The following is a 12,953-nucleotide window of genomic DNA, read 5'->3' on the forward strand; positions in this document are numbered from 1 at the left end:
AAAATGAGTGGTACTATTTTGATCAAGATGGAAAAGCAGTGACAGGCTTGCAGCAGGTTGGTCAACAGACTCTCTATTTCACGCAAGACGGCAAGCAAGTCAAAGGAAAAGTTGTTGATGTGAATGGGGTTAGTCGATATTTCGATGCCAATTCAGGGGATATGGCTCGAAGCAAATGGATTCAACTTGAAGATGGAAGTTGGATGTATTTTGACCGCGATGGTAGAGGTCAAAACTTCGGAAGAAACTAATCGAATTTAGCTCAATAAAAATCAAACTTTATCTGATGATATACAAAAACGATAACACCTTAAAAGGACGTTATCGTTTTTTGCCTGTTTGGAGAATAAATTACAATTGAAAAGAAAGATGGAATCATTGGGAACTGTAATGAATTAACAAGGGACTCCATATTGGAATAATCTTTTTCTGCACTCTATTGTGGTATTCAAAGCAATGAGTATTCTATTTTTAAAGTTTGAAAATCCAAAAGCGTTTCGTTTGTGAACAATGACGCGGTTGTTAGTAGTTTCTATTCTTTAATTTGTACATTTGAGATAAGAAAGATTTTGCTTGATTATTTATAGAGGAGCTATTCTTCACAAAAAGGCTCCATAGATGCAATAGTGTTTTACTCTCTATATAAATTATAGAGCCGAAAAATCTAGGAAATCATCGCTTTTTTCATAAAAAAATGGTATAATGAAGGGTATGAAATATCACGACTATATATGGGATTTAGGTGGTACCCTATTGGATAATTATGAGACTTCTACTGCAGCCTTTGTAGAAACCTTAGCCCAATACGGAATAGAGCAAGAACACGACCGAGTCTACGAAGCTTTGAAGGTTTCGACAGCTTTTGCCATCGAGAAGTTTGCACCAGATATCGAGGATTTTTTAGAGAACTATAAAGAAAATGAAGCGCGTGAGCTAGAACATCCAGTTTTGTTTGAGGGAATTCCAGAATTACTCAAAGACGTTTCGGACAAGGGTGGTCGCCATTTCTTGGTTTCTCATCGAAATGACCAAGTTCTAGAACTTCTTGCTAAGACCCAGATAGCGAACTACTTCACCGAGGTGGTGACTGCCAGTTCTGGCTTTAAACGAAAACCAGATCCTGAGTCCATGATTTATTTACGTGATAAATATCATATTACATCTGGTTTGGTCATTGGTGACAGAAATATAGATGTAGAAGCAGGTAAAGCTGCTGGCTTAGATGCCTATCTTTTTAATAACGTTGCGACATTGAGACAAGCAATAGACATGTAAGAAAAGGGAAAAAATGACAGAAGAAATCAAAAATCAACAGGCACAGGATTATGATGCCAGTCAAATTCAAGTTTTGGAGGGACTTGAAGCTGTTCGTATGCGTCCAGGTATGTATATTGGATCAACTTCAAAAGAAGGTCTTCACCATCTAGTATGGGAAATCGTTGATAACTCAATTGACGAAGCTCTAGCTGGATTTGCCAGTCACATCCAAGTCTTTATAGAGCCAGATAATTCCATCACCGTTGTGGATGATGGGCGTGGAATTCCTGTTGATATTCAGGAAAAAACAGGACGTCCCGCTGTTGAGACTGTCTTTACAGTTCTTCACGCTGGAGGAAAATTCGGCGGTGGCGGATACAAGGTTTCAGGTGGATTGCACGGTGTAGGTTCATCAGTAGTAAACGCCCTCTCAACTCAACTAGATGTTCATGTCCATAAAAACGGTAAGATTCATTACCAAGAATACCGTCGTGGTCATGTTGTTGCTGATCTTGAGGTGGTTGGAGATACGGATAAAACGGGAACAACAGTTCACTTCACACCAGATCCAGAGATTTTTACAGAAACAACAACTTTTGACTTTGAAAAATTAAACAAACGTATTCAAGAACTAGCCTTTTTGAACCGAGGCCTTCGAATCTCCATCACAGATAAGCGTGAAGGTCTCGAACAGACTAAACATTACCACTATGAGGGTGGGATTGCTAGCTACGTTGAATATATCAACGAGAACAAGGATGTGATCTTTGATACACCAATCTACACAGACGGTGAGATGGATGATATCACAGTTGAAGTAGCCATGCAGTACACAACCGGTTACCACGAAAACGTCATGAGTTTCGCCAATAACATTCACACCCATGAAGGTGGTACGCATGAGCAAGGTTTCCGTACGGCTCTGACACGTGTTATCAATGACTATGCCCGCAAGAATAAACTACTAAAAGACAATGAAGATAACCTAACAGGGGAAGATGTCCGTGAAGGCTTGACTGCAGTTATCTCAGTTAAGCATCCAAACCCGCAGTTTGAAGGACAAACCAAGACCAAACTGGGGAATAGTGAAGTAGTCAAGATTACCAATCGCCTCTTCAGCGACGCCTTCTCTGATTTTCTCATGGAAAATCCACAGATTGCTAAGCGTATCGTGGAAAAAGGGATTTTGGCTGCCAAGGCTCGTGTAGCTGCAAAGCGTGCGCGTGAAGTCACACGCAAGAAATCTGGTTTGGAAATTTCCAATTTGCCAGGAAAACTAGCAGACTGTTCTTCTAACAACCCTGCTGAAACCGAACTCTTCATCGTCGAAGGAGACTCAGCTGGTGGATCAGCCAAATCTGGTCGTAACCGTGAGTTCCAGGCTATCCTTCCAATTCGTGGTAAGATCTTGAACGTTGAAAAAGCTAGCATGGATAAAATCCTTGCCAACGAAGAAATTCGAAGTCTTTTCACAGCCATGGGAACAGGATTTGGTGCAGAATTTGATGTCACTAAGGCTCGTTACCAAAAACTCGTTTTGATGACCGATGCCGATGTTGATGGAGCCCACATTCGAACACTCCTGCTAACCTTGATTTACCGCTACATGAAACCAATCTTAGAGGCTGGTTATGTCTACATTGCCCAACCACCGATTTATGGGGTTAAAGTGGGAAGTGAGATCAAAGAATACATTCAACCTGGTGCAGATCAAGAAATTAAACTCCAAGAAGCCTTAGCACGTCATAGTGAAGGGCGTTCAAAACCAACCATCCAACGTTATAAAGGTTTGGGAGAAATGGATGACCACCAATTGTGGGAAACAACCATGGATCCTGAACATCGCTTGATGGCGCGTGTTTCGGTAGATGATGCTGCCGAAGCAGATAAAATCTTTGATATGTTGATGGGGGATCGAGTAGAACCTCGTCGCGAATTTATCGAAGAAAACGCTGTTTACAGTACACTTGACGTCTAAAAAATGTGGGAAATAGTTCCCTTGGTTTAAAAAATATGATATAATCATTACGATTGTTTCTAGTATAAAAGGAGTTTGATATGTCTAATGGACAACTAATTTATCTAATGGTTGCGATTGCAGTCATTCTGATCTTAGCTTATGTAACAGCTATCTTTTTACGTAAGCGTAATGTAAGCAGATTAACGGCCCTTGAAGAAAGAAAAGAAGAACTCTACAACCTTCCTGTAAATGATGAGGTTGAAGCCGTTAAAAACATGCACTTGATTGGTCAAAGTCAGGTGACCTTCCGTGAATGGAACCAAAAATGGGTTGATTTATCTCTGAATTCATTTGCTGATATTGAAAATCACCTCTTTGAAGCTGAAAGCTACAATAATTCTTTCCGTTTTTTCAAAGCTGCTCACAAGATTGATCAAATTGAAAGCCAAATTGGCTTGATTGAAGAAGATATTGCAGCTATTCGCAATGCCCTTTCTGAACTTGAAAAACAAGAATCTAAGAATAGTGGCCGTGTCCTTCATGCTTTGGACTTGTTTGAATCCCTTCAACATACTGTTGCAGAAGATTCGGAGAAATATGGGAAAGCCCTTCCTGAGATTGAGAAACAATTGGAAAACATCCAATCTGAATTCTCTCAATTTGTTACCCTAAATTCATCAGGTGACCCGGTTGAAGCGGCAGCAATTCTTGATTCAACTGAAAATCATATTCTCGCTTTGACACACATCGTTGAGCGAATTCCAGCTCTTGTTGAAACCTTGACAAAAGAACTGCCAGAACAATTAGCAGATTTGGAAGAAGGCTATCGCAAGCTGTTGGATGCCAACTACCACTTTACAGAAACAGATATCGAGTCTCGTTTCCAACTTTTGCATGAGTCTTTGAAAAATAATCAAGAAAATATTCGTCAGTTGGAATTGGACAATGCAGAGTATGAAAATAATCGCATCCAAGAAGAAATCAACGCACTTTATGATATCTTCACTCGTGAAATTGCAGCTCAAAAAGTGGTTGAAAGTCTTCTTGCTACATTACCAACTTATCTCAACCACTTGAAAGAAAATAATCAGGTGCTTGTTCAGGACCTTGAACGCTTGACTAAAACCTACCTTCTTCCTGAAAGTGATGGCAATCATGTTCGTCGTCTTCAAGCAGAATTGGCTGCACTTGATACAGCTATCTTAGAGGTAACAGAAGACCAAGGCGAGCCAACTCAAGCCTTCTCTGTTCTTGAAGAACAGTTGGAAATGCTTCAAAGCAACCTCAAGGATATAGAGGATGAGCAAATCTCTGTTAGCGAACGACTTGCGCAAATTGAAAAAGACGACCTCAATGCTCGCCAAAAAGCAAATGTCTATGTGAACCGTTTGCATACTATCAAACGTTACATGGAGAAGAGAAACTTGCCAGGTATTCCTCAAAGTTTCTTGAAACTTTTCTTTACTGCAAGTCATAACACAGAAGATTTGATGGCAGAGTTAGAACAACCACAAGTGAATATTGAATCGGTTAAACGAATTCTTGAAGTCGCAACAAATGATATGGAAGCACTTGAAACAGAAACCTATGATATCGTTCAATATGCAACCTTGACTGAGCAACTACTCCAATACTCAAACCGTTACCGTTCATTTGATGAGCGTATCCAAGAGGCCTTCAACGAAGCGCTTGAAATTTTTGAAAAAGAGTTTGACTACCAGGCGTCATTTGAAAAAATTTCACAAGCCTTGGAAGTTGCTGAACCAGGAGTCACAAACCGTTTTGTAACTTCATATGAGAAAACACGTGAAACGATTCGTTTCTAAACGAGAAGCTTAGATATTTCTAAGCTTTTTTATTTTTCTAAAAAGAAATCAGAATTCTTGTTTATCATTGAAATAATAGCCTCGATTTGATATGATGGAAATATGAAAAAAAATAGAGCGAAACGTGTTTCTCACGATAAAACGAGAAGGCTATTGCTTTCCCTTGTTGGAATCTTAGGAATTGCTACGATTCTATTAGGAAGTGCTATTGGTTATAAGCTACTACAAAAGCAATCTTACGAACAAAAAATTGAAGCGCTAAAAAGCGAAAAGGACCAGCAATTCAACTCAGGTAGTCAGAAGGACCATTTCCGAAAAGGTCAAGCTGAGGTGATTGCCTACTACCCTCTGCAAGGAGAGGAAGTCATTGCGTCTGTTAGAGAAAAAATCAACCAGGATATTAAAGAAAAGCTGGAAGATAAAGAGGACTTGGTCTTTTATTATAGTGAGCAATTGGATCCCGTCTTAAAGGGAGTTGTTGCTCGTAATATCAGCAAGCAAGTCTACGATTTGTCTGCATCAAAGGTTGAAGAAAAAGAAAAGACTTCTTTAGGGAAAATTTTCTTGACCGAAGATGGGAAAGCTTTTGACCTCAGTAAACTCTTCAAAGATGCAAGTAAGGCTAAGGAACTCTTACTGAGTCAAATCAAATCAACTCTAGAAGATAAGAAACTTGACCAGGCAAAAATTGATCAAGTTATAAAGAGCTTCACAGACCAAGAATTGACATCTTGGAGCTTTGATTATAAGGATAGTCAAATCATCCTTTATCCTGCTAATGCTGGAGAGACTGTTGAGGAAATTGCTTTGCCCATATCCAGTTTCTTTGATGTCATTGAGTCTTCTTATCTATTAGAAAAGGATGCTGAACTTTACCAAGCATACTTTGCTAAGAAAAACAAAAAGGTTGTAGCCTTGACCTTTGATGATGGTCCAAATCCTACTACAACCACGCAGGCTTTGGATACTTTAGCTAAATATGGTGTAAAAGCAACCTTCTTTGTACTTGGTAAAAACATTGCAGGTAATGAAAATCTTCTGAAACGAATGAAATCTGAAGGTCATGTTGTAGGAAACCACAGCTGGAGTCATCCTGTTCTTTCACAACTTTCGCTCGAAGATGCTAAAAAGCAAATTACTGATACAGAAGATTTGTTAACTCAAGTTTTAGGATCAAGCTCTAAACTGATGCGCCCACCTTATGGTGCCATCACTGATGATATTCGAAACGGCCTTGATTTAAGCTTCATCATGTGGGACGTGGATAGTTTGGACTGGAAGAGTAAAAACGAGACAGCCATTTTGACAGAGATTCAACGTCAGGTTCGCAATGGTTCTATCATCCTCATGCATGATATCCATGGTCCTTCAGTTAATTCCCTACCAAGTGTCATTGAGTATTTAAAGGGTGAAGGGTATACATTTGTGACCGTTCCTGAATTGCTCAATTCTCGCTTAAAAGCTCACGAGATCTATTACGATCGTGATCAATAATTGTTAAAATCTAAAGGGGCAAGTGTTCTGATAATCAGGATTTTGTTTCTTTAGATTTTCTTCACATAGAAAGGAAAAACGATGAAATCTTATACCCTTAATAATGGAATTTCAATTCCTGTACTAGGATTTGGAACATGGAAAGCTGAAAATGGAGAGGTAGCCTACCAAGCCGTTTTAGAAGCCTTAAAGGATGGTTATCGACATATCGATACTGCAGCTATCTATAAAAATGAGGAAAGTGTTGGTCGTGCTATTCGAGATAGCGGTATTCCAAGACAAGAAATCTTTGTAACGACCAAACTCTGGAATACCAATCACAGCTATGATGAAGCTCGCCAAGCATTTGAAGAATCAATGGAAAAACTGGGATTGGATTATCTAGATTTGTACCTTATCCATTGGCCAAATCCAAAACCTTTAAGAGAAAATGACGAATGGAAAACTCGCAATGCTGAAGTCTGGAGAGCGATGGAGGATCTTTACCAAGAAGGCAAAATCCGTGCTATCGGCGTTAGTAATTTCCTTCCCCATCATTTGGATGCCTTGCTTGAGACAGCAAGAATTATCCCGGCGGTCAATCAGGTACGCTTGGCTCCAGGAGTTTATCAAGAGGAAGTGGTTGACTACTGTAAAGAGAAAGGAATTCTCTTAGAGGCATGGGGACCATTTGGGCAAGGGGAGTTGTTTGAACAGAAAGAAGTCCAAAAAATTGCTGCGAAGCATGGGAAAACAGTGGCTCAAATTGCCTTGGCTTGGAGTTTGGCAGAAGGATTTTTACCCCTACCTAAGTCCGTGACAGCCTCTCGCATCCAGAGCAATCTTGACTGTTTTGGAATTGAACTCAGCAAAGACGAGCGAGAAGTCTTAAAGACAATTTCAGTGACTTCGGGCGCACCTCGTGTGGATGAGATGGATTTTTAATTTTTAAAATCGATTTATACCGAATTAACAAAGACTAGGAATTTTAAATCCTAGTCTTTTTATGTATAAAAAATCTAAATTGTTTGTATAATGAAATAATTTTATGGATTGAAATATAGGAACGAATTTAAAAAACTTTGGTTTGATGGGGCAAATAACACGAATTATAAAATTAAATAAGTAAAATATATACGTAAATATTACATTTTTGTGACAATTCAGATTTTTATGAAAATTTATGATTATTTGCGTTATAATAGGTATACTTTAAAGAAAAAGGAGATTATTTATGAATAGACGACAACGTTTTTCATTACGGAAATACAAATTTGGTCTTGCTTCAGTTTTATTGGGAACTGCATTGGTTTTTGGAGCAAGTCAAGTCAGTGCCAATGAGCAGAGTACAGGTGAAAATCAAGCTCAAACTCAGGAAATTAAGACAGAGCTAAAAGACGATAAACACTCAAACTCTTCAACTGACCAAACCAATACTAATGGGATAGCACCAGTAGTTGGAGAGAAACAAGAAGTTGAAACTTCTAAAGAGGATGCTAGTAAACAAGATGCTAAGGTAGATGCTCCGGTTGATAAAACTGCCGAAGCCCAAGAATCAGGAAAAGATAGCGCAGTTGCAAAAGAAGAAAATCAAGGTGTCGTTCAAAAAGAAACAACAGTCGATACCAGTACAGCGCCTGCTACTGAGAAGTCCTCTACCATAGAGAAAAAAGAGGCTAAAGCAACGACAGCTCCTAAAACTAATGGAGAAACAGCAACTACAGAAAAAGAACAAGAAAAAACTGAGTCTGCAAAACCAAATAGTCTTTCAAGCAATGATATCATCACAGTACCGAAAACTTGGAAGGCTGGTTACAAGGGGACAGGGACCGTTGTTGCCATTATTGACTCAGGGCTTGATTTGAATCATGAGGTTCTTCGAATTTCGGATCCGTCAAAAGCAAAATTTAAAAACAAGGAAACCATCGAAGCAGCTAAAAAGGCTGCTGGAATCGACTACGGTAAATGGTATAGCGATAAGGTTGTCTATGCCTATGACTACTTTGACGGAACAGATAAGATCAAAGAAGCAGAAAGAACTTCTCATGGGATGCACGTAACAGGGATTGCTGCTGGAAACCCTGATAAAGAAGCACCGAATGGTGAAAAGGTCTATGGTGTTGCACCAGAAGCCCAAGTCATGTTTATGCGTGTCTTTTCAGATCGCCAAAAGACGACCAGTTCTGCTCTTTATGTAAAGGCGATTGATGACGCAGTTGCCTTAGGAGCAGATGCCATTAATATGAGTTTGGGATCTAGCACTGGTTCTATGGTCGATGCTGGTTCTGATATTGTGGATGCCATCAAACGGGCTCGTGCCAAGGGAGTTTCTGTTCTTATCTCAGCAGGAAATAGTAATACATTCGGAAATGGTTATTCAAAACCACTAGCTGAAAACCCAGACTATGGCTTGGTTGGAAATCCATCCACTGTTGAGGATTCGATTTCAGTTGCTTCTGTCAACAATAAAACATTGACAACAGCCGTTTTTGAAGTCAAAGGTCTAGAGGGAAATGCCGGCCTTCATAACGGAAAATTTGATTATAATCAACCTGAGGCAGATAAGGACTTTGAAAAAGGAAAAGAGTACGAATACGTCGAAGCAGGGTTAGGTCGTGAAGAAGACTTTGCGAAGTTGGATTTAACTGGGAAACTTGCCCTCATTCAGCGTGGAGCCATGAACTTTTCAGAGAAGATCAAAAATGCACGAAAACACGGTGCAGTTGGTGCTTTGATCTACAATAATGTAGAAGGTGCAAATATCAATATGGCTATTGATGATGAAGCAAAGAAAATTCCTTCAGTATTTATTTCTAAACAGTATGGTGAGGCCTTAAAATCTGGGAACTACAAGATTGTTTTTAATGGTAAGATGGATAATCGTCCTTCTGATGTAGCCAATCAGTTATCTGACTTTTCAAGTTGGGGAGTGACTACTGATGGACAATTGAAACCAGACGTGACAGCTCCTGGCGGCAATATCTACTCATCCTTTAATGACAATACCTATGGTAGTATCAGCGGAACCAGTATGGCGGCTCCTCACGTTACGGGTGTTGCAGTTCTGGTTAAGGAATACCTTCAAAAACACCATCCAGAATTGACTCCTGAGCAAGTATCAGAGACTGTCAAGGCCTTGATCATGTCAACTGCAAAACTACACGTTAATAAGGATACAGGCACTTATACCTCTCCTCGTCAGCAAGGTTCTGGTATTGTGGATACAGCTGCTGCAGTGTCAACAGACCTCTATGTAACGGGTGAAAATGGTTATCCAAGTGTGACTTTGGGAAATGTTGGAGATCAATTTACTTTCAAGGTCACTGTACACAATATTTCAGATACTGACCGTACTCTCAAGATGGTGGTGAATACCAATACAGACGAAGTTCAAGATGGAAAATTCACCCTTCGACCTCGAAAATTAACAGAGACAGTCTGGCCTGAAGTGACGGTCAAAGCCCACAGCAGTCAAACAGTCACTGTTAAAGTAGATGCTCGAAAATTTGCTGCTGAACTCAGCAAACAAATGCCAAATGGCTATTTCCTTGAAGGTTTTGTTCGCTTTGTAGATCCAGCAGATGATGGGGATATTGTGAGTCTTGCATTTATGGGCTTCCGAGGAGAATTCCAAAATCTCCCTGCTGTTGAAAAACCAATTTACAATCTTGTCCGAGAAGGGAAAAATGGATTTTACACGGAAGTAGACAAGGAAAATCCTGCCGTTAACTACTCTAATGATGCTACCTATCTCGCAACCTTGCAAAATGACCTTCTAGTGTCTAAAGGTCAACGCCAAGGACGCCGAATTACTGTTCTTGGGATTGAACAAAATGCTGAAGGTAAGCATGTTCTTCAGTTGGACGAAAAAGGGAATGTCCGTATTGCCATTTCTCCAAATGATGATGGAAACAAAGACCTAGTTGAATATAAAACGGTTGCTTTGAGAAACCTTGTAAATCTTCGGGCTACAGTTTATGCGGCTACAGATACCAAGCATGAACATCCTATTTGGGAGGGCGATGCAAAGGATCTTCGTAAGAATTATTTTGATGGTGACAGTAGAAATCTGAAGAGTTATATTCTAGATAATACTGCTTGGAGAGGCCAGGATTTTGATGGCAATACCGTTGCAGATGGTTTATATGACTATGTTATTAGTTACACACCAGATGTTCCAGGAGCTAAAGAACAACACACGACCTTCAAAATTCAAATTGATACTCAAAAACCTGTCATCACAAGTGGTTATATTCGCTTTAAAGATGGAAACCAAGAATTCGTAGCTCGCAAACCAAAAGATGTGGGTCAAGGCGGTATCCTTTCAGAAAAAGTTTTCTACCTCACACCATTTGACCAGAAAGGGACCATGGTTCTAACTGGGAAAGACCAGTCTGGAACTCGTGCGCTTGAGAACACCCATCTGATCAAAGCCAATGCTGATGGTAGTTATACACTTCCTAAGGATGTTGACAAGGCTAATATTTACTATCTTGTAGAGGATTATGCAGGAAATGTAGACTATATCTCACTTGCTGAACTTGTCCGCGATCAAAATAGTGGGCGAGTGAAAATTGCCTTGAAGGATGCAAAAACAAACCAGGATATTGATACCCTCTACGTCTATCGAATCAAAAATAGCAAGGGGCAATATGTTGATGTTGACAAGACAAAAGCGATTCATTTCTTACAGTTTGGTCATTATACAGCAGAAATTTTCAGTTATGACCGAACTGAATTGAAATTTATCAGTGCCTTGTCCCAAGAGTTCGACTTGACGGAAGAAAATAGTTTCCAAACCATTACCTTCCTAGCAAATCTCTTAGAATATGCACCTGTGTCTGTTTCCTTCAATCAAGCAGTTCCAAAGACGACTACAGTGGTTCTGAAAGGAGAAGATGGGACAAGTATCACTCTTCCTGCTGAAAAATATGGTCAATACGCCTTTGGTAAGAAAGTTGCTACAGGTCGTTATACTGTACAAGTCGCCTTACCAACTGGATACGAACTCCTTGAAGATCTCGTTTCCTTGCTCGTTCAGCCAGGTCGAAATAATGCTTTGCGTCTATCTGTTGTGTCTAAGTTGGCCTTGATTGCTGCGGTAAATCAACAAAAAGAACTGGTAGAAACGTCTCGCTACTTTAATAGTAGTGCAGATAAGAGAAAAACTTATGACCAAGCTTTCCAAGTTGCGCAGTCAGCCTTGTCAAGCAAGTTGAAACAAGAATTGATTGATGGCGTTCTCGCTAGTCTTGAAGCTGCTGGTAAAGCTTTGGATGGAAAAGATTCGAACGTTACAGCCTTGAAAGAAGCTATGAAAGCTTACTATGCAACGACTAAAACTGGACGATATGCGAATGCCAAGGAAAAAGTACGTCGAGCTTATGATCGTGCCTTCCAAGAAATTGCCTTACTAGCTGTAGATCCTAAAGTCAAACAGGATCAAATTGACCAATCTCTCATTGCCCTAGCAACAGCTAAAAGTAAACTGAATGGCAAGGCTACAGACTTCTCTAGTCTAAAGAAACTGGTCAAAGATGAACGCCTTTTCCAAGAAAAGAACGCGAGATTTATCTATGCTGACAAGAAAGAAAAAGCAGCTTATCTTTTAACTTTTAAAGAGGCACAGGAACTCCTTAAAGATCCAGGAGCGAGCCAAGAAGATGTCAAAGATGCCATTACAGCCTTGAAACAAGCCAAGAGAAATTTACATGGCAAAAAACCAAAAGCGAAAAGACATCCTTAAACAGGAGTTTCTGAAGCTTTACTAATAAATGAGTCTGGAACTTTGTTTTCAGACTCATTTTTGGTTTACACTAGCTAGAAAATCTGCTATAATACTAGCTAGGAAAGAAAGTCTTATGGCGTTCTTCAGCGAGCTTGGGATAGTGGGAGCCAAGTAGGACAAGGTAAGAAACTGGCACTTTCTGTCGTATTTTTAAAAACAATGAAGTAATAAATTAGGGTGGAACCGCGTTTCAGACGCCCCTAGTCGCAAGGCTTGGGTGTTGAAATTCGGTTCTTTTTGAATTTCCTCTAATGCCTAAGTAGAAAGGAGCATAATGCTTAAAGGATCTTGTTTATGCAAAGCAGTAACCTACACTTTAGATGAGGAATTGTCGGAATTAGTTTTTTGCCACTGCTCATTCTGTCGGAAAGCAACTGCGTCTGCCTATACAGTGAATGCCAAAGTTAGCAGTAAAAATCTAGTATTGCATGGAAAAGAACAGTTGGTTACCTATAGTTCATCTCCAGGAAAACAACGCTATTACTGTCAGAACTGTCATAGTCAAATTTTCACTGCTCAAGAAAATATACCAGAAGTCTGTGCTTTGAAACTAGGTACAATAGACGAATGCGATCAGAATTTACAAACTGTTCCCAAACGTCATATTTTTCAGGAGCCAGCTTTTTCTTGGTTGCTTGATGAATAAAGC

The 12,953-nt window shown here is 39.7% G+C and carries 8 protein-coding genes; all 8 read left to right on the forward strand.

Features of this window, described 5'->3' with window-relative positions:
- On the forward strand, positions 1-251 hold a 251-nt coding region (locus HMPREF3057_RS10500; protein ID WP_257371014.1), incomplete at its 5' end, for a hypothetical protein.
- Between the two features lie 460 nt (positions 252-711).
- Positions 712-1,275 carry an HAD-IA family hydrolase gene (locus tag HMPREF3057_RS06575; RefSeq protein ID WP_025168831.1) on the forward strand — a complete coding sequence of 188 codons (564 nt, stop codon included), beginning with the start codon at positions 712-714 and terminating at the stop codon, positions 1,273-1,275.
- A gap of 13 nt (positions 1,276-1,288) precedes the next feature.
- Positions 1,289-3,235: a DNA topoisomerase (ATP-hydrolyzing) subunit B gene (gyrB, locus tag HMPREF3057_RS06580; RefSeq protein WP_000134074.1), complete on the forward strand. Its 1,947-nt coding sequence runs from the start codon at positions 1,289-1,291 to the stop codon at positions 3,233-3,235.
- A gap of 80 nt (positions 3,236-3,315) precedes the next feature.
- On the forward strand, positions 3,316-5,043 hold the full coding sequence (ezrA, locus tag HMPREF3057_RS06585; protein ID WP_000064804.1) for a septation ring formation regulator EzrA: 1,728 nt from the start codon (positions 3,316-3,318) through the stop codon (positions 5,041-5,043).
- Between the two features lie 102 nt (positions 5,044-5,145).
- Complete coding sequence (gene pgdA, locus HMPREF3057_RS06590) at positions 5,146-6,537, forward strand: peptidoglycan-N-acetylglucosamine deacetylase PgdA (RefSeq protein WP_000742163.1); 1,392 nt, start codon at positions 5,146-5,148, stop codon at positions 6,535-6,537.
- Positions 6,538-6,618: 81 nt separating this feature from the next.
- Entirely contained in the window at positions 6,619-7,461 is an 843-nt protein-coding gene (locus HMPREF3057_RS06595) for an aldo/keto reductase (RefSeq protein WP_070696939.1), read from the forward strand.
- 289 nt (positions 7,462-7,750) lie between these two features.
- Entirely contained in the window at positions 7,751-12,262 is a 4,512-nt protein-coding gene (locus HMPREF3057_RS06600; RefSeq protein ID WP_070696941.1) for a S8 family serine peptidase, read from the forward strand.
- Positions 12,263-12,578: 316 nt separating this feature from the next.
- Positions 12,579-12,950 (forward strand): GFA family protein, encoded by a 372-nt coding sequence (locus HMPREF3057_RS06605; RefSeq protein WP_070696943.1) that lies wholly within the window; start codon positions 12,579-12,581, stop codon positions 12,948-12,950.
- Positions 12,951-12,953 lie beyond the last annotated feature (3 nt).

The sequence above is a fragment of the Streptococcus sp. HMSC072D05 genome (assembly GCF_001815805.1).
Classification (GTDB): Bacteria; Bacillota; Bacilli; order Lactobacillales; family Streptococcaceae; genus Streptococcus.